The organism is Niabella ginsenosidivorans (assembly GCF_001654455.1).
GTDB classification, from domain to species: domain Bacteria; phylum Bacteroidota; class Bacteroidia; order Chitinophagales; family Chitinophagaceae; genus Niabella; species Niabella ginsenosidivorans.
Window position 1 is genome coordinate 4,593,589 of record NZ_CP015772.1, and the last position, 23,412, is coordinate 4,617,000.

Here is a 23,412-nt window from a genome sequence, read left to right on the forward strand (position 1 = left end):
TACAGTGAATTTGCTTGTCTAAAAATTCAGGTTTAATCCCATACCGTATATACGCGGGCGGGGATAAAAATTATTATCAATGCCATTGGGCACTTCCGGATCCAGCCCTTTATACTTTGTAATCACAAACAGGTTCTGAACATTCAGGTTCAGCTTCAGGTCGCCTGTATTCCGGAAGAGCTTCCCAAAACTGTAAGCCACATAAACATTATCCATCCTGAGGAAGGAGGCGTTTTCGATAAAATAATCAGTCAGGGCAAACTTATCGCTGCCGCCTTTAAAATTCGTATATAAAACATCGCTGGAACCGTTGTTGATAATACCCAGCGGGTTCAGGATATTTACCTGAAACCCTGTAGCAGAAGCTACATTATTATATACATAATTACCTACATTGGCTCTTGCGCTAAATCCTGCGCTCAGCTTTTTATAGGTCACATTGGAACTCAGACCAAAGAAGTATTGCGGGTCGGGGCTTTTATAACGATACAGATCACTCTCATTGATCACGCCATCACCATTACGGTCAACAAACACATTTTCCACCGGTTTGCCCTGCTGATCATACACCTGCTGATAGACGTAAAATGAACTGCGCGGAAAACCAATGGACTGTATCTGAATGTAATTGCCGGTAGCACCGGTTATGCCGCCAGTCAATGACCCTGCAAAATTCGGATCATCCACAATAGTAAGCTTTGTGATCTTGTTCTTATTATAAGTGGCATTAAAATTCACATCCCATTTTACGTTCTTTGTCTGCACCGGAACAACCGTTAACAGGAATTCAATGCCCCGGTTTTCCATGCTCCCGATGTTTGCAACAATCTTATTGGTAAAATTGGTACCTGCCGGCTGATTGATCTCGTTAAGCAGGTCCTTGGTGCTCCGGTAATAAACATCAATGCTACCATTGATGCGGTTATTTAAGAACCCATAGTCTATACCAATGTTATAGTTGCTGGTCTGCTCCCATTTCCTGTTATAATAATAGCCGCCTGGACGGTACATCTGGTAAAAATCATTGCCCAGCTGGTATTGTGCATTGTTACCGCTCAATTTAAAATATGAAATATAATCATAGTCATTAATTCCGTCCTGCTGGCCTGTAATACCATACCCCAGGCGCAGCTTCAGGTCGCTGAGCACAGCTGCACTTTTCAGGAAGGGCTCTTCTTTTATTTTCCAGGCCAAGGCCCCGGACGGGAAAACACCCCAGCGGTTGTCCGGGTTAAATTTTGAAGAGCCGTCCGTTCTTAAGGTAGCTGTGAGCAGGTATTTATTTTTAAAGCTGTAATTGGCTCTTCCATAATAAGAAATGAGCGTATAACGGGGCTTGTCCATTGCATACGCAGGAACAGATTCCGGAATTACGGTTCCATCATAAGTAACATCCGGATAATTCATAGTGCGGGATATGAAATCATAAAATCCATAGCCCGCCGTTACATCGATCCGGTGATCGCCTATGTTCTTCAGATAATTCAAATAAAATTCAATAATGCCGTTATCCCTCCAGCCGGAGTATTTATTGTTTTGCCCGCCATGAAAAACATTATTGGGGTCTTTATACCGGTTATAGCCCTGGGCGGCGCTATCATCTACCAAAATTCCACCAATCCCATGCGCCTCATCAAAGCCCATATTCAGGTTGGCCTTCAGTTCAGGAAGAAAATGGAATTTATAGTCCACCTGTATATTACCGATCCCTCTCAGCACTCTCCCCCGGTTGTTATATTGCATGAGCAGGGCAAGCGGGTTAAGGGTAGCAAGCGATTTTAAACCGGAAACGGATGCGGGGTCCAGCCATTCATAATATCCGTCAAACCGGTTACTGCCGGAATAAATGGGCTGTGTAGGATCAAAACTTACCGCTGCCCCGATAGCCCCTGTGTTGGCAAACCGGGTATCGGTATGGGCTACCTTTAAATTTACATCAATCTTCAGATGATCATCCAGAAAGGAAGGGCTTAAATTGAACCCAAAATATTTCCGCTCCATTTCGCTGGTTTTTACAATTCCGTTCTGCTTAAGATACCCCACAGAAACGCGGTAAGGCAGCCTGCCGTTGGCCGCCACCCCCGAAAGGCTCAGGTTATTGTCCGTAGTAACCGCTGCCTGATAAACCTCTTTCTGCCAGTTAGTACCGGCATTGCCCATCAAAGCGATCTGAGCCGCGTCGCCATTGCTCTGAACATAATTCCTGAATTCCGCTGGCGACAGCACATCCAGGTATTTGGGGATCTGGGAAACGGTAAACTGCGTGTTGAAGTTTATAACCGGCTTACCAGGCTTGCCTTTTTTGGTAGTAACAATAATGACCCCATTGGAAGCACGGGAGCCGTAAATGGCAGAGGCTGATGCATCTTTAAGAATAGTAAACGATTCAATATCAGCCGGATTGATCATTGACAAAGGATTGGGAGATCCCGGCAGCGCATCATTACTCAGCGCCACCCCGTCTATCACAATCAACGGGTCGTTGCTGGCGTTTAATGAGGCGCCCCCCCTGATGCGGATAGTGCTTCCGCTGCCCGGGGCCCCGCTGTTTGACATGATCTGCACGCCGGCTACTTTTCCTGCAATCAGCTGCTCCGGGGTGGTTACCGGCACCTGGTTGAAATCCTTTGAAGAAAGCATGGTTACAGAACCGGTCAGGTCTTTTTTCTTAACAGCACCATAACCAATGACCACTACATTATCAAGGTTGGCCGCTTCTGCAACCAACTGAACATCTACCACCTCACCTGTTATTGCTGCCGTTTGCGTGGCATAACCGATGAAGGAAAACTCAAGCGTTTTTACTGAATCTGCTATTGCTAACCGATAATGGCCCTTATCGTCTGTTTGGGTGGCGGTGGACGTGCCGGAAACCAAAACGGTTACACCAAACAAAAGCTGATGGGTCTTTGCATCAGAAACAGTGCCACTGATTATTCTTGACTGAGCACTGGCGGAAGCGGACATAAGCAGTAATAGCACAATAAAAGGCGCTGCAAACAATCTTCTCACATACATAGACAAACAATTAAATTGTTTTAAATTATTTCGTGTACTTAATACACGTTAGTCAATCTGAAAAACAAAAATAATGTATTATGTGTACAAAGTACACATAAGCCAGAAAATATTTTTTACGTTATTTACGGGACTTCATTAACCGGGGCCGGAATTTGTAGAGTTTGCCCGGCCGGTGGGGCACGTTTTCCTCCATTTCGTTCAGATCAATGAGCCAGTTCTTAAGAGTGATCTTTTTCCGGAAATTCCTGCGGTCGAGCGGTTCATTCATAATTGCCTCATACAGTTCCTGTAAAGCGCGTAAGGAGAATTTCTCATCCAGCAGATTGTGCGCTACAGGGTATTCTTCAATTTTGCCGCGCAGGTGTTCCAGACAGGTATCCAGGATCTCTTTATGGTCAAAGGCCAGCTTCTGGATATTTTTTACCGGGTGCCAGTGCAGGTCGTTATTGTCGATCTTTAGTTTATGGCTGTTGATATTTACCAGGGAATAATAGGCAGTGGAGATCACGCGTCCTGAAGGGTGACGGTGAACAGCTCCAAATGTGTGCACCTGTTGCAGGAACACATCATCCAGGTCTGTGCGCTCCTTTAAAACCCTATAGGAGGCTTCATTCAGGTCTTCATCCGGCCGAACCAGGTCTCCGAGCAATGAATAAAGGCCGGCAAATTCTTTAAGATCCGATTTTATCAGCAACACTTTCAGTTCTTTATCTTCATATCCGAAAATGACACAATCCACAGACACTGCAATCTTAAAATATTCCAGGTGGCTGCTTTTTTCTACTGCCGCCGTTTTCAGGTTCAATTTTTTTGCCATAGCCGATTGATAGGTTAGCAAATGTACCAATTACAATTATTAAATGCACACCTTTCGCGGGTATTGAACAATCGTTTTCACAAAAAACGGTCTTATGGTTGCCTGATTTTATGCCTGCGTTAAAGGACGGGGTGCCTGCCGCAATGCCGGTTCATTAATTTCAAACGGTTAAAAAAATGAGCAGGAACTATGCGGGGATCTGCCTAATTTTTCAATAACCGGTTTTTTGTAGGGTATATTTAATATTTTTAAGCCCTGGAACCAATGATCATGTATACTAAGGAACAAACCATACAGCTACAAAATGAAACCCGCTCTTTCTTAAAGGAACACAACAACCCGCCCGCAACCTTTGAAGAACTGGAAGCGCTCAGGGCGGTTTTGCGGTTTCATGAATACCGCTATTACGTGGAAAATGATCCTTTGCTGGCGGATGGCGAGTATGATCAGCTTTTTAAACTGCTGGAGGCAACAGAAAAGATCCACCCGGACTGGATTACAAAAGACTCCCCCACCCAGCGTGTGGGCAAAAGCCTGAATGGCAATTTCATAACGGTACAGCACCTGGTGCCCATGCTATCGCTGGACAACTCTTATGACAGTGAGGACCTGAAAGATTTTGACCGGAAAGTGTTGCAGCTTTCCAAAAAGAAAGAAGTTACTTATTGTGTTGAGCCCAAGTTTGACGGGGGCAGCATTTCCCTGGTTTATGAGAACGACCAGCTTACGTTGGGCGCAACCCGGGGCAATGGCGTTGCCGGTGATGATATTACCACCAATATACGGCAGATACGAACCGTGCCTTTATCGGCTGCTTTCAGTCGATATGGGATACAGACAATAGAAATAAGAGGCGAAGTGCTGATCAATAAAAACAACTTCAAAAAATATAATGATGAATTGGTTGAAAAAGGTCTCGCTCCCCTGGCCAATCCGCGCAACGCTGCTTCAGGAACCCTGCGCATAAAAGACCCGGCAGAAGTGCGGCGGCGGCATCTGGAAGCCTTTGTGTACAGCATCAGCTACTATACATTGCTGCCCGGCCACGAACTTCCGGAAGCCTTAAAAACACATGAAGGATCGCTGAAATTATTGTGGAATCTTGGTTTCAGAAGTCCTGTAAAAGAGTCAAAGACCTTCAGCCATATTGATGCCGTCATTGATTACTGCCTGAAATTTGAAGAAAGCAGGGACAATCTGCCTTATGAGATTGACGGTATGGTGATAAAAGTAAACGACTTTTTGATCCAGGAACAGCTGGGCATGACCTCTCATCATCCCCGCTGGGCAATTGCATTCAAGTTCAAAGCAAGACAGGCTACCAGCAAATTGCTGGAAGTCCGGTTCCAGGTGGGCCGTACAGGCTCCATTACACCGGTTGCCAAAATTGAGCCGGTATTCATTGGCGGTGTTACGGTAAGCTCCATTTCTTTATTTAATGAAGAGATCATCAAAGAAAAAAAACTGAAGATCGGTGATATGGTACTGGTCGAACGCGCCGGCGATGTGATTCCCTATATTGTAAAATCGCTGGAAGAGCTGAGGACCGGGGAGGAAAAAGAGATCACGTTCCCAAAAAATTGCCCCGTTTGTAACAGTCACCTGTTCAAAGAAGAAGGAGAAGCCGTCTGGCGGTGCATTAATATTGAATGCCCTGCGCAGGTAGTGGAACGTATGATCCATTTTGTAAGTAAGGACGCCCTGGATATCCGCGGATTTGGAGAAGCCAATGTCCGGAAATTTTTTGAATTAGGCTGGCTGAAAGACATTCCGGGAATCTATAAGCTGGATTTTGAACGGATAGCAACGCTGGAAGGTTTTGGGAAGAAATCGATCGATAATCTGAAACAGGCGATTGAAAAAAGCAAAGAGCAACCCCTGCACCGCATCATTTTTGGACTGGGGATCCGTTTTGTTGGCGAAACAACGGCAAAGGTACTGGCTAACAAGATCCACCATTTACTGGATCTGCAGCAGCTATCACAGGAAGAGCTGCAAAGCCTGGAAGACATCGGCCCTAAAGTGGCAGGAAGCATCGTCCATTTCTTTAGTAATGCATCGAATATTGCGATGATCAGAGAACTGGAAGCCCTGGGTGTACGGCTGACGAATACCCATAAACAGCTGGCCGCCAAAGGAACTCTTTCAGGCCAGACCTTTTTATTTACCGGCACGTTGCCTACCTTAAAGCGAAGCGATGCAGAAGCTATGGCAGAAGCCCGGGGCGGCAAAATCCTGAGCGGTGTAAGCTCCAAGCTCAATTATCTTGTAGTAGGAGAAGACGCGGGCAGCAAATTAGAAAAAGCCAAAAAAATCAATACCGTCAGGATCATTTCAGAAGCGGATTTTCTAAAAATGATCGGGGAATAAATAAAGCCAGATCTGTTTCCCCCTGAAGTTGCTAACGGACGCAGTTTTTTTCATTTACCCCTTCTGCGGGATCTTCTAAAACCTTATTTCCCGCAGATTCTGCGCTGACGGGCGCAGAATTTCCCATTTACCCTTCTGCGAAATTCCGCGGGGCCTGCGGGTCATAAACTCTTCTGTATTTTCTCCTGAAAGAAAATACCTGTAACTTTATTGCCTATGATTCAACCTTCTACCCTGAAATTCCTTGAGGAACTTAAGCTGAACAATAATAAGCCCTGGTTTGATGCACACCGCAAAGAATATGAGGCGGCACGGGAAAATTTTGCCGGTTTTATAAATGAGCTGATCCGGGAATTTGGCAAATATGAGCCGTCAATTATGCATTTAACAGCCAAAGACTGTATGTTCCGCATCAACAGGGATGTGCGTTTTTCAAAAGACAAAAGCCCGTACAAAACCAATTTTGGCGCCAGCATCAATGCAGAGGGTAAAAAATCCATGAAAGCAGGCTATTATTTTCATCTTTCGCCCGGAGAAAGCTTTATCGGCGGCGGGCTGTGGCATCCTTTACCGGCAGACCTGAATAAACTCCGCCAGGAAATAGACTATAACCTGCCTGAGTTTCAAAAGATCCTGTCTGCAAAAAAGTTTAAAACCACCTATAGCGGATTATATGCCGAAGAAGGGCAGCTGCTTTCCAGGGTGCCCAAAGGTTATGAACCGGACAACCCGGCAGCAGCCTACCTGAAATACAAAAGCTACACCGCCCTGTCTGATATCCCGGATGCTGAGATATTGTCTAAATCATTGCCGGGCAATTCCATAAAAGCTTTTCAGGCCCTGCAGCCATTGATCATTTTTATTAATAAAGGGATTGACGAATAAATAAACGTTTTTAATTAACCTATATTAATTCGTCTTTAAGCTTCAAAATCGTAACTTTGCGTTTCTTTTTTGAAATAGTATGAGCGATCCGATCAAACATGAATGCGGCCTGGCGTTTATAAGGCTCCGCAAGCCTTTCTCTCATTATTTAAAACAACATGGTACCGTTATGTGGGGGCTGAACAAGCTTTACCTCTTAATGGAAAAACAGCACAACCGCGGACAGGACGGCGCAGGCATCGCCGCAGTAAAATTAAACGTGGAAGCAGGCTACCCGTTTATGCACCGTATGCGCAGCGCAGAGCCTCAGGCGATCTCTGCTCTGTTTAAAAATATAGCAGATGAAGTAGATGAGGTTTGCCGCTATAACCCAGATGCGCTCAAGCATCCCGGTTTAATGAAAGGGCATATCAAGTTCCTGGGAGAACTGTTGTTAGGTCATCTGAGGTATGGTACCCAGGGAAAGAACAATGCTGATTTTTGCCACCCCTTTGTAAAACGCAATACCGTTCCGGCCAGGAACCTGGCGTTAGCCGGCAATTTTAACCTGGTGAATACCAATGAACTCTTTGAAAAACTGGGCATCATTCCCGGTACCTTTCAAAAACAGAGCGACCTGGCAGCTATGATGGAAATGGTGCATCATTACCTTGTGGAGGCAGATAAAAAAAGCCCGGAGAATGTTGATATAAAAGCAGTGCTGCAGGAGGTCCTACCCCAGTTTGACGGAGGTTTTACCGTGGGTGGATTGACCGGGGACGGATTGGGATTTGTTTTCAGGGATCGTAATGGCATTCGCCCCTGTTATTATTATATTGATGATGAAGTGATCGTTGCCGCCTCTGAAAGGGCCGCGATCCGCACTACGTTCAACGTAGCTGAAAATGAGGTAAAAGAACTGATGCCGGGCAATGCATTGATCGTTCAGCCGGATGGCCATTATGAAATAGCTGAGGTCATTGTACCCGGGGAACGCAGGGCCTGCAGCTTTGAACGCATTTATTTTTCACGCGGAAGCGACGAAAAAATTTATAAAGAACGGAAAGCGCTGGGGCTGAACCTTAGCGAACAGGTATTGAAAGCAATTGATTTTGATTTAAAGAATACCATTTTTTCTTACATTCCTAATACGGCAGAGGTAGCATTTCTTGGGTTGCATAAAGGAATGCAGCTGTACCTGAACAAAATTAAAACAGAACGCATTTTAAGCTGGGGAAAGGATTATGATGAAGAGAAGCTGAGCGAAATGATCAACCGCCGGATCCGCGTTGATAAAATTGCTATTAAAGATGTAAAAATGCGCACGTTTATTACGGAAGATGCCAGCCGTAATGAAATGGTACAGCACGTTTACGATATTACTTATGGCACGGTACGCCCCGGTATTGACACGATTGTGGTCATTGATGATTCTATTGTACGGGGCACAACGCTAAAGGAAAGTATTATTAAAATGCTTTCCCGCCTCAAACCTAAAAAGATCATCGTGGTTTCCTCCTGTCCGCAGATCCGTTATCCTGACTGTTATGGAATCGATATGAGCAAGATGGGCGATTTTATTGCCTTTAATGCGGCCGTCAACGTTTTAAAAGACAAAGGCCAGGAATCTTTGCTGGATGAGCTTTGGGAGAAATGTAAAGAGCTCAAAGAAAAAAATTTACTGCATACAGAAAATGTGGTAAAACAATTATATAAAAGCAGCACCATTGAAGAGATCACCAATAAGATCGCTGAAATGATCACTCCTGCTGACCTGGGCATTCCGGTACAGGTCATTTTCCAAAGCATTGAAGACTTACATAAGGCATGCCCCAATAACCTGGGCGACTGGTATTTTACCGGCAACTATCCTACACCGGGCGGTAACCGTGTGGTGAACCAGGCCTTTATGAATTATATGGAGGGAAAGAATGAAAGAGGGTATTAAGCCGTTTGTGTATCGCTGTCAGAAACGTTTTCTATTGCTAAGAATTGCATCGTACCGATAGCACTCAAAGTTTCGTACGACTCCTGTAGCCCGGAATGAATTCCGGAGTTGTTCTATAAAATCAGGCTGCCGGCCTTCCGGGCCCGAAAACTACGTCAGTGTACGCTAAGACTCTAATTGAGCATAGAGGAATAAACCCGGCTGAATGCAATAGGGAAGTTTCGTTCATTGTTGACATGGCAATAATGAAAGCAGAGAACGGTTGGCTCAGATCATAAGTTGATTAACCACAGTTTCACCCCGGTCAGGAGCGGCTATGGCTCAATCCATACGTCGTTCTCCTTTAGCAGGTTGATGAGCTCTTCCACCGCAATATCACTATTTACATTGCGCTTTACCACATCCTTTCCTTTGTACAGAGTAATCTTTCCGGGGCCGCTGCCTACATACCCAAAATCAGCATCGGCCATTTCGCCCGGTCCGTTTACAATACAGCCCATAATGGCAATTTTAACACCTTTGAGGTGGTTGGTAACCGAACGGATCTTTGTAGTGGTTTCCTGCAGATCAAACAGGGTACGTCCGCAGGAAGGACAGGAAATGTACTCTGTTTTGGAAATACGGGTTCGGGTGGCCTGTAAAATGCTGAAGGCCGTATTGTTCATAAACTGTTCTGCTGCGCCGGTATCCGTTGCAGAAGTATAACGGCGACCGCTCAATTGTGCATCATTAAACTCATTATAAGCCTGTTTACTCATGCCCAGGCAAATACCGTTGCCAAAACCGTCTAAAAACAGTGCGCCGGTTTCTGTAGCAAAATGGATCAGGTGCTCATCTGCCGTGCTCCAGTTGCTGCCTGTAATAAAGATCAGCGGGTGCTCAATACCATGCTCTTCTAATGCAATGCACATACGGCGTACCGATTGCAGGGCATTTTTACGGGCACTGCTTAAACAAAGCACCACATTTTCCCTACCAGCTAAAGCGTCCAGATATTGCAAATCATCTGCATCCAGCAGCACAAAGTTTATTGCCGCATTTGTATTTGTTGCATTAATAAATGCTCCGGCTTCGTATATCGGAAAATATTTTGTTTTATCGGCTGCGCCGGTCCAATGCTCCGGCGTGGTAATCACTTTTAAGGTACCAGGCAGGGGAAAGCCCAGTTCCGCATTATCCGTATAGATATAATCTGCTGCCGCATCGGCAATATGCCATTTATCATTCTCCGCATCATAGGTATAGCCTATTGCTTTTAAGGAGGCAGGGGTTATGCTCTGTAATCTGCTAAGGTCTGCTACTACTACGGGCACCTGCTCTCCCCCAATGTTCCCAACACTGATGGTCTTATGTTTCCGGGATTGAAAGGGATTGTACCGGGTAGTTGAAAAGCTGATCTCCTTCCCGGATGATCCGGCCGGGGGAAACTGATCGGTTGATAAGAGATTGATTGCGTTTTTTTCAGCCTTTGAACCCGTTAACGGATCTCCCTCATACCGTTTTACAATATCCCGGCATACCGGTATCTCCAGTTCCGGGTCTTCGGTAAGAGAAACACGGATTGTATCTCCTATACCGTCTTCCATTAAAGTGCCGATACCAACAGCCGATTTGATGCGGCCATCTTCTCCGTCACCAGCTTCCGTAACGCCCAGGTGCAGGGGATAGATCTCACCAAATTCCTCATCCATGGTCTTGATCAGCAGCCGGTAGGCCTGTACCATCACAATCGGGTTACTCGCTTTCATGCTCAGTACGATCTGGTGGTAATTCTCATCCCGCGCAATGCGTAGAAACTCCATAGCGCTTTCCACCATTCCCATGGGCGTGTCGCCATAGCGGCTCATGATGCGATCGCTGAGGCTGCCGTGGTTGGTACCGATGCGCATGGCTGTTCCATATTCTTTACATACTTTGATCAGCGGGGTAAAGCGCTCGCGGATGCGATCGATCTCTTCCGCATATTCGGCATCCGTATATTCAATTTGCTCAAATTTCTTTTTATCAACATAATTGCCCGGGTTTACCCGCACTTTCTCCACGATGCGCGCAGCAATTTCAGCAGCATTAGGTGTAAAGTGAATATCGGCCACCAGGGGGGTATGATAGCCCCGCCTGTGCAATTCATTTTTGATATTCAGCAGGTTCTCTGCCTCTTTTTTGGAAGGTGCGGTAATGCGCACCAGTTCAGAACCGGCCTCAATACAGCGGATGGATTGTTCCACAGTAGCCAGCGTGTCCATCGTATCTGTAGTGGTCATCGTTTGCACACGAATAGGATGGTTGTTGCCCAATAACAGATCTCCAATCCTTACCTCTTTGGTTAACAGCCTTTTATATGAGGTGAGCGTTGCTGCATATAGTTCCATGCTGCAAAGATAGCCAATGTTTGGGTGTGAGCTCGTCAATCTGATGTATAACATTTTCCGGCAGGTGCAGACAGGAGATGCTCTCAGATTGACAAGGAAAGTTTTGTACTCCTACGTCGTCTGCCAAATCTGTAAGACTAAGTGCACGCACATTATACAGACTGCACAGAAAGTTTTGCATTTCTGCGTGGCAAGGCATATGAAATCAGTCAGAGATCGCTTACTCTTTTTTTTATTCCTTATTTTTAATATTAAATGAAGCCGACCGCCTGGAATCTTCTCTTTATTTGTGCAACGATTGCTTATTTTACCGGCATGGCCCTGCAAAAGGATGCATTGCAGTTTGCCTGTAAGCCCCTGCTGGTCAGCTCCCTGCTGGGATATTTTATTGCTGCAACAAAGGGGGTGCCCTCCTCTTTTAAAAAATGGACCATCGGGGCATTGCTCTTTTCAGTGGGTGGAGATGCATTGCTGTTGCCGGCTAATGGAAATGAGCTGTATTTTATACTGGGATTGGTTTCCTTTCTTATCGCCCATATCTTTTACATCCTCTGTTTTCACCGGATGAAGGTACAAGCATCTATTCCCGGCAAATGGTATACTGCCATTATTGTAGGCGTGTATTATTTCTTTATAATGAGCTTTTTACTTCCCCACCTCGGTGCGCTTAAAATACCTGTTGTAGTATATGGTATTGTTATTAGTTTTATGCTGTTGCTGGCCATGCATTTGTATGACCTGTCCGATAATACAACCGCACGTATGCTTTTAACAGGAGCAATCTTTTTTGTTATATCTGATTCTGCCCTGGCCATCAATAAATTTTACCACCCGGTGGCCTGGGGTGGATGGGCTATCATGAGCACCTACATACTTGCCCAATGGCTTTTGGTAAAGGGAATGACCCGGTTTATTATAACAGGCAGCAAACCGGCAACATAAATGGCTGCCCGTTACGAATGAAAAGCTTTATCAGGCAAAGGGCCTTTCTGTTGCGCCCCTGTCATTAATAACCGCATGGTCCGCCACGATTGAGGCGCTTTTTACAGAATAGCCTTCCAGTTCAGCTTCAATATGCACCGGCGTCCTGTTGCTTAATACATCAATTAACGGCAATAAAGAGGAATAACGTAAGCAAAGGGCCGGTACACCATTTTCATCCCAGCAGCTGGCAGGCAGCTGCTTTGAATCCGGTGCCAGGTAAATAACGCCCACTACATTTATATAGTTTTCATCAAACAGTAAAATGGAGTCAGCACCGGCATTTAAAGGATCATTTCTATAGTAATAGCCCTTAATATTTTTTGAGTAAATCATTTTAGAGGTTTTATCGATTTAAAGGTCATTATTGTTATACAACACCATTCCGCATATGGAAATCAAACCAACTGTTCATTTCATATAACAAAACTAAGAGTCTGTTTATTTCAAAAGAATCGTAAAAATACGGTTTTTGAATGTTGAATATCGCAAATCTTCCTGTAGCTGCATTGGCTAAAAATACAAATTCTATCCTAATCCCATCCCTCATACCAATGTACCTGTTTTCACACTTTGTTAAGGTTTCCGAACCCGGCCTCTTCTATAGAAACCCATAACTTAAACAAAGTCAATGCCAATTCAGCGCCATTTAAGCAAAACCCGATAAATTTGTCATTTACACATCTTTGGTATTATGCATCAAACAGATTTTTTAGTAATTGGTACCGGTATTGCAGGCCTTACTTATGCCTATAAAATGGCGCAGGAATTTCCTGACAAAAAAATACTGGTGCTTACCAAAGCCGCGGCGGATGAAACCAATACAAAATATGCGCAGGGAGGGGTAGCCGTGGTCAACGACCTGGAACATGATAGCTTTGAAAAGCATATTGAAGATACCCTGATCGCTGGTGACGGGCTATGCAATAAAAAAATTGTGGAGATCGTTGTAAAGGAGGGCCCGGAGCGCATCAATGAAATGATTGAGCTGGGCACACATTTTGATAAGGATGATGACGGCGAATATAAACGCGGCAAAGAGGGTGGCCACAGCGAATTCCGCATCCTGCATCATAAAGATATTACCGGCTGGGAAATGGAGCGGGCATTGCTGGAAGCTGTGGAAAAATATCCCAATATTGAGATATTGAAGCACTGCCTCGTTATTGATATCATTACCCAGCACCACCTGGGCTATCTGGTAACAAAATCGACCCCGGATATTGAATGTTACGGGGTATATGTGCTCAATTTAGTAACCAATGACATTGAGACCATTCTTGCCAAAACCACCTACCTGGCATCCGGTGGTAACGGGCAGGTATACCGTACCACCACCAACCCGGGCATTGCTACCGGCGATGGTGTGGCAATGGTATACCGCGCAAAGGGAAGGATCGAGAACATGGAGTTCATCCAGTTTCACCCAACCGCTTTATTTGAAGCGGGCCTGACGGGCCAGGCCTTTTTAATAACCGAGGCCGTGCGTGGCGACGGCGGCATCCTGCGCAACAAAGACGGAGAGGCATTTATGGAACGTTATGATGAGCGCAGGGATCTTGCTCCCCGGGATATTGTTGCCCGCGCTATTGACAATGAAATGAAGCGGACGGGCACAGAACATGTGTGGCTGGACTGCCGTCATCTTCAGCTGGAGAAATTCCTGGAGCATTTTCCCAATATTTATGAAAAGTGCAAAAGCATCGGCATTGATATTACAAAAGATATGATCCCGGTTTCGCCGGCGGCACATTACAGCTGCGGCGGCATTAAGGTAGACGAGTGGGGGCAGACCTCCATCCGTAACCTGTATGCTGTAGGAGAGTGCAGCAGCACCGGGTTGCATGGGGCCAACCGGCTGGCAAGCAATTCTCTTTTAGAAGCAATGGTCTTTGCGCATCGCTGTTTTGAGCATGTTTCAACAAAAGCGCAAAACGGCGAGCTGAACGATCATCATTATACCGGCCAGATCCCGGAATGGAATGCCCGGGGCACCATGCAGCCAAAGGAAATGATCCTGATCACACAAAGCCTGAAAGAGCTGCGCCAGATAATGACCGATTACGTAGGCATTGTACGTAACAACATCCGCTTACAGCGTGCTTCCCGCAGGCTGGATCTTCTTTGGGAAGAAACCGAACAATTGTACAGATCCAGCAGGGTTTCCCCACAGTTGCTGGAATTGCGGAACCTGATAACAATAGGATACCTCATCGTAAAAGGCGCCATGTTCCGCAAGGAAAGCCGTGGGCTGAACTATAATACCGACTATCCGGAAAAGAGTTCCATTGTTCAGAATGTTGTTTTGTAGTTGGTCATAAAAAAAGGGAACTGATTTAATTAAATCAGTTTAAGCACAGAAAAACGAATACAGTTCTTAAACGCCTGCGCATTGCTATTTGTTTAGTAACTTTACAGAAATAATCGTTTTCAATGAACCATTCGGGATTTATAGAATCAGATGCTGCTGTTTTACTGGGAAAGCCCCATATAAAAGGCGATCGTATCTCTGTTGAACAGATTATACAGCGCTTATCGGAAGGGGCCGCGACAGAACAATTGCAGGAAGCCTACCCGATCCTTTCACGCGAAGCAGTTTTCCCTGCCCTGGCTTATGCATCAGACGTAATTTCCAATGAACAGGTCATAGCTGTAGCATGATCCTTGCTGATGAAAATATTTATTCAATATTAAAATGCTTGGGCGGAAGGGTTCAATATTATTGCCGTAGGTGAACAGGCAAAGGGTATAAAAGATGAACAGGTGATACAATGGGCATTGGAAAATAATTGTCTTTTATTAACGGAAAACAAAGACTTTGGAGAATGGGTATTCGCCCATCCTATAAAAGACCTCAGCGTTCTATCGTTAAGATATCGGTTTACGGAATTGGCAGTGAGAGCTGCAACCGTATGTGCCGCAATCGTTGCCACATCCTGTATTTGTAACGATCACAACAATAAAATAAGGGTTCGGCAGTTATAAGTTAGCAAAAAAATGTACTATCTCGTTTACGGATTTTTGTATTTGTGTTCCTTATTGCCGTTACCGGTGCTGTACCTGCTTTCCGATTTTTTTTATTTTGTTATTTATTACGTCATCGGCTACCGGAAACAAGTAGTGCTGGATAATATTACCATTGCTTTCCCTGAAAAGTCCGTTAAAGAACGCAAGCGCATTGCCAAAGATTTTTATCATAAGTTCATCGATTCATTAGTTGAAACCATAAAAGTGCTTTCGGCCTCGGATGCTTTTTTTGAAAAACGTTTTACGGGTAACTGGCAAATGATCAATCAATACTATGATCAGCACCGGAGCGTGCAGCTGCATCTGGGCCACACCTTTAACTGGGAATGGGGAAACATACAGGTAGTACGAAAAATAAAACATACTTTTTTAGGGGTGTATATTCCTATTCATAATAAATCCATCAATCGTGTTTTTAAAAAGCTACGCTCGCGGAGCGGCGCTGTTTTGCTGGACGCAGGCCGGATGGCACGGGAGTTTTTACCTTACCGCAAAAGCATGTATTGCCTGGGCCTGATTGCTGACCAAAGCCCGGGACGGATAGACAAAGCCAAATGGTTTACTTTTTTTAACCGCAAAACAGCGTTTACCGCAGGACCGGCTAAAAGTGCTATTACCAATAATGCAGTAGTGCTGTTTGCTTCCATTGAACGGGTAAAACGGGGATATTACCACGTAACCTTTACCCTTGCAGAAGAAAACCCTAAAACCAACAGCAACGAGGATGCACTTACAAAAAAATTTGTCCGCTTTCTGGAAGCAACCATCCGCCAGCATCCGGACATGTGGCTCTGGAGCCACCGGAGGTGGAAGCATGAGTGGAAAGAAGGGGATATGGATGGGGATAATGGAGCGCAATAACGGACATAAAAATTATATAAAGGACCTGTGCCATAGTACTATCATCCTGAGCTTATTATTTGCGCTGCCCGCCCTCCGGAAGCTATGCTGTACACACAACTTTTTTCTCCTATTGCCTGGGCTATTCAGTAATTGTTATTGTGACTTGCCTTTATTGAGTTGCAGAGTTATGAAACAATGATAAAAAAATGCCGTTATCCTGAGTTTTCCATTTGTAAAAACAAAATCATCCGAAAGTTCGGATGAGGCAATGACAATCCTTCTTACGGGTCACCCTGAAGAGGTCATCCCGGACCTGTTCCGGGATCTGTTTTTATTTCAGGGTCCAAATTAGCGATCAAATAGATGCCGAAACAAGTGCCAATGACAGATGGAATTATGCATTGAGGATCAATGATACTTTCGTCATCCGAATGTTCGGATCCGAGCGAAGCCGGGGAGGCTCTGAAATATTGAAGTGTTCGATGATTGAGAGATCCTCCGACTGGCAATCAAACATAAAAGGGGAAAATCAAGTTCATTGATATAACTCGTAACGGCAATCATTTACCCGACCGGATCGTAAATACAGGCAGCGCTTTTTTCCATTGGGGGCCAACGGTTGTCCTTAACCAGAAAGGGATTCTTTTATTTTCCGGCAGCACCCAAATTCCATATTTATTTATCTGCAGGCTTTTATTTTTTACAGTAGTAAACCCATCCATGCCGGGTGTTCCCAAAACCTTATTGCCCGTTATCAGGGAGTTCAGCGGCTTTTCTTTCTTATCTAACAACAACTGCGGCATAACTATATAATTATTTTTAATAGTTATGCTTTCCGGGGCTACCGTTCTTTTATCATTTTTCCCCGCACCGATCACAAAGGCATTCTTACAATGAATGATATAATTATTTTCAATAACTGCGTCTTTCACCTGCCAGTATTCATTCAGCTTTGGATCTTTAAAAGTGTTCATGATGGAAATAGCTGCCCGCAGATCGGTTCCTGTTGTTTTATACAGATAATTGCCGGCAACTGTATGACGCTCTCCTATGATCCGTATACCGCCGGTATTGGGTTGATCATTCCCTATAAAATAATTACTATCCACCGTATTATCATTCCCGTGCCGCAGCGTTACTGTTCCATCACATTCATAAAAAAGGTTTTCCCCGATCCGGTTATGACAGGATTTCACGGAAATAACTTCTATTTCTCCATCACATCTGTCAAAAATATTCTGTTGCACCAATGTATAGGAATCGTGCATCGACCATTCACTGGTACCGATCCGGATGCTCTCACCGCCATTAGCTCCTAAAGGAGGCCTTGGCCCAAAATAATTGTTCTGTATGATATGATGATTAGGCGTATCGGACAGCCAAACGACCAGTGTTGTGCCCTGGTGCTCCTTCCCGGTCAGCTCACAATGATCTACACTATTATAGCTGCCATAGAGCGATACCCATTTGTAATCCGTTTTTTTATCAGGCGGGTTATAATTTACGATAGCGGTATTGGTCAGCCTGCAATGGGATGCCGTTTTTGAAAAGATGATCACATCGTCATTTAATGAATAGCCATTGGTAAAATACAGCCCGTTCACAACCAGCCAATGCCCGTCAATTTTTAAATTGGAATTTCCGGAGAGGATGAGCTTGCCGGGTTGACCTGCCATTAATACAACCGGTTTTGCTTCCGTTCCTGTTCCTTTAAAATTGATCTGCGCATCCTTCCAACTGGTGCCCAGCATCAGTACCGTATCACCGGGCAATAATACAAGGCGGTTTATTTCAGCAGCATTATTAACAGGATACGTTTTAGCCTTTACATATAATCCTGTAAAAAGAAAGGCTAAAAGACAAATTACAATGCGGAAATGCATCATTCAATTGTATTTATTCAATGACCAGGGATGCGCCCAAAGGCTTCCTGTCTGATGATTTTGCAGGTGCGGGCAAATCTTCTTTTAAATTGAAATCATATAGCGGCGGGTTTACAAAAACCGGAGCTACGTTGTAAATATCCTTACCCGGGGCCTTTCCATAGAATGACTCAATTTTACCGGAACGGTAAAAATCGCAATAGTTCACATGAATATTATCCCACCGGTATTCCCGGAACTCAATGCTTCTGCCACCCCTGCCACTTGATGAAAAAATACTATTCGTTATCCGTGCATTTTGCACGCCGATCAGTTTTACCACACTCCCCTGCTCCATATTGTTCACCTCGCTAAAGGTACAATGGTCAATAAACACAGCAGGGCCGGTAGTGCTTTCATCATTCCCTCCGCGGTATACATTAATAGCTGACCCTAATACCTCGGAAAATACACAGTTTTGTATGACAACGTTCTCCGCACCATACAAGCCCTTGTCTTCTTTTTCTTCGGCAATATTTACTGCTATGCCTGAAATATTCCGGAATAACGAATTACGGATGATCACAGAATCCGCATAAGTGGCTTTTGTTGCCCTGAAGCCGGCATAGCTGCCCTCATTATAATTATAAAAGGCACAGCTATTTATAACCAATTTGTAGTGCCTGTTCATAGGCGCTGATGTGCTCCTGATACCGGACCGTACATCCGCATAACTTTCAAAAGCCCCGTTAAAGCTGATGTTCCTGGCGGTTAATGCGCCGCCGTTCTCAATGATCATAAAGGCATCCAAAGACTGATAAGAGGTGTTGATCAGCACCGGATTTTTATGGAACGGATTGCTGCCTTCAATCGTTATTGGTTTATTGATTAAAATCTCTTTATCCAGCTTATAATAACCCGTATCACTTAAAACGATCCGGTCTCCGGGCAATGCCTGTTGTATCAGTTCATTGATCTTACCGGCCTCAGCGGCCTTTACTTTAAAAACCTTAGGGTTTCGGGCTGCTGCCTTTTCAGCAGGATGATACCATAGGGCGCCTGCATCAGACCTGTTGATCAGCTGTATCTTATTCACATCGGCCCCGTAATTGGGGCTATACGGTAACAGCACACCATTTTTCCGGACAGTGTCAACTGTTGCAGCGGTAAAACCCGCTGTAACAGGGAATTGAGTTTTTGCTGCAACCGCATTATCCTTAAACAGGATGCCACCATCCCTGTTTTCATCTGTATACGGCTTTCCTTGTGGATCAACCACCAGGTTCTTATTAAATAATACACGCTCCGGTGCAAGTATGCGCTCTTCATCCTTGGCGGCGCCAAATAAAACAGATGCGCAGTTAATAAATGTATTGTTGGAAATGCGGACATCCGTAACCTGGTAATACCGGTTGATCAATGAATGGGGCACTCCGTTCAATACAGCCAGCGCCGAACGGAAATTAACGCCTGTAAGGTCTTTAAAAATATTATTGGTTACCGTATGGCCGGGATTAATGACCCTTACACCACCGGTAAAGGGCTGATCATTTCCCAAAAAAATATTTCCACTGACAAGGTTTTTAGAGCCGTGACGCAATACCAATCCACCCTCGCACTCGTAAAAAACATTATGGCTTACATTATTTTCTCCAGATTTTATGGAAACAACTTCCACCTCGCCATTACAACGCTCAAAATAATTATGAACGATCTGCGTATGGGAGGCGGTCAGCGAATAGCGGGCAACACCAATGCGGATCGATTCACCACCATTGGAACCCAGCCGCTGCCTGCCTTTAAAATAATTGGAATCGATGCTGTGATCATTCTCCCGGCTGCGTTCATCATTGAGTTCTGCAATTAAAGTAGGCCCTGCATTCAGTTTATCAACAAAAGTATTATGATCCACACGGTTGTGCCTGCCCCAAAGACAGACCCAAACGTCTTCAGAAAGCCTTGCAGGCTGGCTGTAGTTTTCAATAACGCACTGCGTAACGCGGCAGTGGTTGGCCAGCTTATTTTCATCAAGACAAAACTCAATGACAGCCCTGCGTGGCGTATGCCCATTGCTGAAATGCAGGCCGCTGATAACAATATACTGCCCGGCAAGCCGGATGTATGAGCTTCCCGTAAGCACGGCCCCGCCCGGGTGTTGCGGCCTGATAACAATGGGATGCTCCTGTGTGCCGTTTGCTTCAATTTTTATAGCAGCATCCTGCCACTGTTTATCTGCAAGCAGGATCGTATCACCTGGTTTACACGCTTTCAGCGCCGTATTCAGTTCGCTGACATTGGCAACCGGTATGGAGCGCGCATGAAGCTGCGCTACAAATCCCGAAAAAACGATCCAAAAAAAATATTTCATATCTGCCTATTTCTGCACATAAATATCAAAAGTAACCGTAGAGCTTCCTGCAGACAACACAAATGATTTGGCCCGTAGCAAACAATTACGGAAAGTTCCATCTTCTTTGGGAATACGTACCCATAATAAATAAGCCCCGTCAGGATTTAGCTCTCCTGTGTTTGTACTGATCTTAGCGGTGTTACCGCCGGGAACACTGATGCCATTAAAAAAGTCATCTTCAGCCAGGTCAGGAATATTGTTTGCATTAAATCTCGCATAAATAGCGTCAACTGCATCGGAAGAACCCGGCACCAATATTTTGACTTTAACCGCCTTTAATAAAAGAGGATCTGCTATTGCCCATTCCGTACCGTTGCATTTATAATTTTTGGCGATGTTTTTTGCGTTACCCGGACTATAAAGCGAAAGCACATTATCCTTACTGCCATAAAGCAGCAAATCCATATCAGCATCGCTCAGCGCTTCTCCGGATGGCAGTTCACAACTGCCTAACAGTGTACCTGTTGCTGCCACAAACGCATTATTGGTTGCAAAGCCCTGCGCGTTCATGGTTACGTCCTTGTAAACAGTATAGGGTAATACAGGAATTGTAATAACCGCTTCGGCCGCGAGGTCATAATTATCGACCACCTGTACTTTCAGATTGGCAGCTTTATCCCTGTAAGTATAGTTATAGTCTACATCATATGATGTGGCATTCTTCAGATTGGTGATGCTATCCACTTTTGTAAAGCTGCCGGTAGCATCATCATAAATATAAATGGTTTGAATACCGTTTTGCGACAGTGCTTTGCCCGTAACATGAATTTGCCCGTCATTACCAGGCAACAGGCTTGCAGGAAAATTTTGCAGTTCCGGTAAAGGCGGCGTGAACGGGGTTATTTTAATGGAGTCCTGGTGATAGGAATTATCCCGGTGCTTTATCATCAGCTTAAGCCCTGTGGCTGCCGACATATCTATTTTTGAGAAAACAGCCGGTGATACACCCATAGCCACATCGTTTTCACTGCCGTCCGGCGGAAAAAAAACAGTTACCACCGAATCGGTGCTATTGCTGCGCACCAGGTATACATATACCTGGTTTACGCCTGCCGGGGACGCTATCTGCGCCGTAATGCTGTCCTGCGGCGAAAATTTTTTGGTGGCAGTATTGTACTGATACGCCACAGCCGTAACCTTATCAGCGCTTTCCCTGTCAGTTATATTTTGGTTATAGTCCTTTTTGCAGGCAGGCAGGAACATACAAAAAAAGAGTGTTGCTACAACCAGGAAGGAACAGAACATTTTCATTTTGAAAAGATTTTAGGTTAATACCCGGTATTTTGTTCAATCGGGATTTCATTATTGGTGTCTATTTCCCTTTGGGGTATCGGCAGCAGTAATTTATCCTTTGTAACATTGCCCTGTAAGGTTTCCAATGGTATTTTCGGGCTGATCCTGGAATAAAACACATCGTACTCCTCTGCAAAATGGTCTTTGATCATTTGCACCGCATCGCCCAGGCGCTGCATATCAAAGAAGCGCTGGTTCTCAAAGGCAAATTCCAGTCTCCTTTCATTCAGCAGGGCTTTGGTAAAGCCGGATGCGCTGTTGATAGCGCTGTCCCCGCCTGAAGGATATTTGTAAAATCCGGCAGAAAAATCGCCGGTGCCTGTATAATCTATAGCTCCGGCACGCTGCCTTACCTGGTTGATGATTCCAACAGCAACACCTGACGGCCCGTCAAAGCCAACCGCCTCCGCTTTCATTAAAAGCACATCGGAAAACCGGATCACGGGGAAATCGTTTTCCGCGTCATAGCTTACCGCAACCGTGGAAAGGAATTTTTTTACATACGGTTTTGTAGTGTTGTAAACTGCTACAGTAACATCTTTACGGGCATCTGATCCTGACGATGTGGAAGTTTTAAATGCCGCCTGGATGGAAGTAGTGGGAAAATTGTACCCTTTACCGTCACCGGCCACAATAGCGCTGCCACTACCGGTAGGCGCAAAAAGATTGGCAAAAGGGGACCCCAGGTTAAAGCCACCTGCTTTGTATCTTACGGCAAAAATAATTTCCCGGTTCATTTCATTGGATACAGAGAACACATCTGCATAAGACGGCAGGAGCCCATACCCGCTGTTTGTAATGATATCATCAAGCAACATGAGCGCATCGGCTTTTCTTCCTAATGTAAGATACACCTTTGCCAGCAGCGCTTTTGCCGACCATATGTTTACACGGCCCAGGTCCGTTGCCGCTATCTGGCTGTAACTGATCCGGGGCAAAATACTTTGGGCGGTATTCAGATCGGCCATAATAAAATTATAGATATCTGTGGCGCTGCTACGCCCTACCTTCTTGGACGTTTGGGGATCCTCCGGTTCGGAGATCAGGAAAACACCACCAAATAACCGTACCAGGTTAAAATAATGATAAGCCCGCACTATTAAGGCTTCACCGGCCAGTTGCTTTTTCTGATCATCATTTAACTGTGCGGTGGCCGTTCCAAAATTATCCTGGCCATTACTGAATGTAACACCAAGGCTTCCTAAAACATAGTTAACAGCCCGTATATTCTTATAGGCAGCCAGCCAGTAATCATAAACATCGCTGTGCGTGGCATTTAAGGTAAACATATCCAGGTCGTTCAGCTCTATATTGTCAACGCTGGAAGTGTTGGGCACACCCTGTAAAGAATTATCGCTTCTCAGGTCGGTAAACATCCACTCGTTATACAAAGGCCCCTGCATTCCATTATAGCAGCCTGCAAGCGCTGTATTTACCTCGTTATAATTTTTATAGAATGCTCCTGCACCTACATTGGATATGGGATCAATATCTATTATTTTATTACAGGAAAAAATAAATATTGAAAAAATGACGGATAGGGTTGTATATAAAAGCTTTTTCATCCGTGTATTTTTTTTATTGTTTTTTAATCGTATGCATTACGG

At 44.8% G+C, this 23,412-nt stretch carries 16 protein-coding genes; 8 read left to right on the forward strand and 8 right to left on the reverse strand.

The genetic code is table 11. The annotated features are described in order from the left end of the window. Positions 1–18: 18 nt before the first annotated feature. Positions 19–3,018: a SusC/RagA family TonB-linked outer membrane protein gene (locus A8C56_RS19430; RefSeq protein WP_067759769.1), complete on the reverse strand. Its 3,000-nt coding sequence runs from the start codon at positions 3,016–3,018 to the stop codon at positions 19–21. Positions 3,019–3,139: 121 nt separating this feature from the next. Further along, positions 3,140–3,838, reverse strand: a complete 699-nt coding sequence (locus A8C56_RS19435; protein WP_067759771.1) for an NUDIX hydrolase — start codon at positions 3,836–3,838, stop codon at positions 3,140–3,142. A gap of 264 nt (positions 3,839–4,102) precedes the next feature. Between A8C56_RS19435 and ligA the strand changes: the two genes are divergently transcribed. The 3 genes from ligA to A8C56_RS19450 all read left to right on the forward strand — a co-directional run bounded on the left by ligA (position 4,103) and on the right by A8C56_RS19450 (position 9,020). Beyond that, complete coding sequence (ligA, locus tag A8C56_RS19440; protein ID WP_245645592.1) at positions 4,103–6,208, forward strand: NAD-dependent DNA ligase LigA; 2,106 nt, start codon at positions 4,103–4,105, stop codon at positions 6,206–6,208. A 216-nt stretch (positions 6,209–6,424) separates the two neighbouring features. Beyond that, entirely contained in the window at positions 6,425–7,093 is a 669-nt protein-coding gene (locus A8C56_RS19445) for a DUF2461 domain-containing protein (protein ID WP_067759773.1), read from the forward strand. 79 nt (positions 7,094–7,172) lie between these two features. After that, positions 7,173–9,020: an amidophosphoribosyltransferase gene (locus A8C56_RS19450; protein WP_067759775.1), complete on the forward strand. Its 1,848-nt coding sequence runs from the start codon at positions 7,173–7,175 to the stop codon at positions 9,018–9,020. A gap of 314 nt (positions 9,021–9,334) precedes the next feature. On the opposite strand, the gene ispG is transcribed toward A8C56_RS19450, so the two are convergent. After that, positions 9,335–11,389, reverse strand: a complete 2,055-nt coding sequence (ispG, locus tag A8C56_RS19455) for a (E)-4-hydroxy-3-methylbut-2-enyl-diphosphate synthase (protein ID WP_067762290.1) — start codon at positions 11,387–11,389, stop codon at positions 9,335–9,337. Positions 11,390–11,644: 255 nt separating this feature from the next. Here ispG and A8C56_RS19460 point away from each other — a divergent pair, with 255 nt between their 5' ends. Next, positions 11,645–12,331, forward strand: coding sequence for a lysoplasmalogenase (locus A8C56_RS19460; protein ID WP_067759776.1), 687 nt, complete (start codon positions 11,645–11,647; stop codon positions 12,329–12,331). Between the two features lie 30 nt (positions 12,332–12,361). Here A8C56_RS19460 and A8C56_RS19465 read toward each other — a convergent pair whose 3' ends face one another. Beyond that, positions 12,362–12,706, reverse strand: a complete 345-nt coding sequence (locus A8C56_RS19465) for a hypothetical protein (protein ID WP_067759778.1) — start codon at positions 12,704–12,706, stop codon at positions 12,362–12,364. A gap of 358 nt (positions 12,707–13,064) precedes the next feature. Between A8C56_RS19465 and nadB the strand changes: the two genes are divergently transcribed. From nadB to A8C56_RS19485, 4 genes are all read left to right on the forward strand, one after another. Beyond that, positions 13,065–14,681, forward strand: coding sequence for an L-aspartate oxidase (gene nadB, locus A8C56_RS19475; RefSeq protein WP_067759783.1), 1,617 nt, complete (start codon positions 13,065–13,067; stop codon positions 14,679–14,681). 122 nt (positions 14,682–14,803) lie between these two features. Beyond that, on the forward strand, positions 14,804–15,031 hold the full coding sequence (locus A8C56_RS19480) for a DUF433 domain-containing protein (RefSeq protein WP_067759785.1): 228 nt from the start codon (positions 14,804–14,806) through the stop codon (positions 15,029–15,031). 102 nt (positions 15,032–15,133) lie between these two features. Then, complete coding sequence (locus A8C56_RS25555; protein WP_394330804.1) at positions 15,134–15,355, forward strand: hypothetical protein; 222 nt, start codon at positions 15,134–15,136, stop codon at positions 15,353–15,355. Between the two features lie 12 nt (positions 15,356–15,367). Further along, positions 15,368–16,258: a lysophospholipid acyltransferase family protein gene (locus tag A8C56_RS19485; protein ID WP_067759788.1), complete on the forward strand. Its 891-nt coding sequence runs from the start codon at positions 15,368–15,370 to the stop codon at positions 16,256–16,258. 542 nt (positions 16,259–16,800) lie between these two features. Here A8C56_RS19485 and A8C56_RS19490 read toward each other — a convergent pair. The 4 genes from A8C56_RS19490 to A8C56_RS19505 are packed head-to-tail and all read right to left on the reverse strand — an operon-like array spanning position 16,801 to position 23,370. Continuing rightward, positions 16,801–18,126: a polysaccharide lyase 6 family protein gene (locus tag A8C56_RS19490; protein WP_067759790.1), complete on the reverse strand. Its 1,326-nt coding sequence runs from the start codon at positions 18,124–18,126 to the stop codon at positions 16,801–16,803. A gap of 10 nt (positions 18,127–18,136) precedes the next feature. Beyond that, a complete protein-coding gene (locus A8C56_RS19495) occupies positions 18,137–20,470 on the reverse strand; it encodes a chondroitinase-B domain-containing protein (protein WP_067759792.1) in 2,334 nt (777 codons plus the stop codon). 6 nt (positions 20,471–20,476) lie between these two features. Then, on the reverse strand, positions 20,477–21,763 hold the full coding sequence (locus A8C56_RS19500) for a hypothetical protein (protein WP_157098039.1): 1,287 nt from the start codon (positions 21,761–21,763) through the stop codon (positions 20,477–20,479). A gap of 17 nt (positions 21,764–21,780) precedes the next feature. After that, positions 21,781–23,370: a RagB/SusD family nutrient uptake outer membrane protein gene (locus A8C56_RS19505; RefSeq protein ID WP_067759797.1), complete on the reverse strand. Its 1,590-nt coding sequence runs from the start codon at positions 23,368–23,370 to the stop codon at positions 21,781–21,783. Positions 23,371–23,412: the final 42 nt, after the last annotated feature.

Excerpts from the sequence above, each read along its gene's own strand:
- A8C56_RS19430 (WP_067759769.1), bottom strand. The coding sequence starts at position 3,018 with ATGTATGTGAGAAGATTGTTTGCAGCGCCTTTTATTGTGCTATTACTG.
- A8C56_RS19435 (WP_067759771.1), bottom strand. The coding sequence starts at position 3,838 with ATGGCAAAAAAATTGAACCTGAAAACGGCGGCAGTAGAAAAAAGCAGC.
- ligA (WP_245645592.1), top strand. The coding sequence starts at position 4,103 with ATGATCATGTATACTAAGGAACAAACCATACAGCTACAAAATGAAACC.
- A8C56_RS19445 (WP_067759773.1), top strand. The coding sequence starts at position 6,425 with ATGATTCAACCTTCTACCCTGAAATTCCTTGAGGAACTTAAGCTGAAC.
- A8C56_RS19450 (WP_067759775.1), top strand. The coding sequence starts at position 7,173 with ATGAGCGATCCGATCAAACATGAATGCGGCCTGGCGTTTATAAGGCTC.
- ispG (WP_067762290.1), bottom strand. The coding sequence starts at position 11,389 with ATGGAACTATATGCAGCAACGCTCACCTCATATAAAAGGCTGTTAACC.
- A8C56_RS19460 (WP_067759776.1), top strand. The coding sequence starts at position 11,645 with ATGAAGCCGACCGCCTGGAATCTTCTCTTTATTTGTGCAACGATTGCT.
- A8C56_RS19465 (WP_067759778.1), bottom strand. The coding sequence starts at position 12,706 with ATGATTTACTCAAAAAATATTAAGGGCTATTACTATAGAAATGATCCT.
- nadB (WP_067759783.1), top strand. The coding sequence starts at position 13,065 with ATGCATCAAACAGATTTTTTAGTAATTGGTACCGGTATTGCAGGCCTT.
- A8C56_RS19480 (WP_067759785.1), top strand. The coding sequence starts at position 14,804 with ATGAACCATTCGGGATTTATAGAATCAGATGCTGCTGTTTTACTGGGA.
- A8C56_RS19485 (WP_067759788.1), top strand. The coding sequence starts at position 15,368 with ATGTACTATCTCGTTTACGGATTTTTGTATTTGTGTTCCTTATTGCCG.
- A8C56_RS19490 (WP_067759790.1), bottom strand. The coding sequence starts at position 18,126 with ATGATGCATTTCCGCATTGTAATTTGTCTTTTAGCCTTTCTTTTTACA.
- A8C56_RS19495 (WP_067759792.1), bottom strand. The coding sequence starts at position 20,470 with ATGAAATATTTTTTTTGGATCGTTTTTTCGGGATTTGTAGCGCAGCTT.
- A8C56_RS19500 (WP_157098039.1), bottom strand. The coding sequence starts at position 21,763 with ATGAAAATGTTCTGTTCCTTCCTGGTTGTAGCAACACTCTTTTTTTGT.
- A8C56_RS19505 (WP_067759797.1), bottom strand. The coding sequence starts at position 23,370 with ATGAAAAAGCTTTTATATACAACCCTATCCGTCATTTTTTCAATATTT.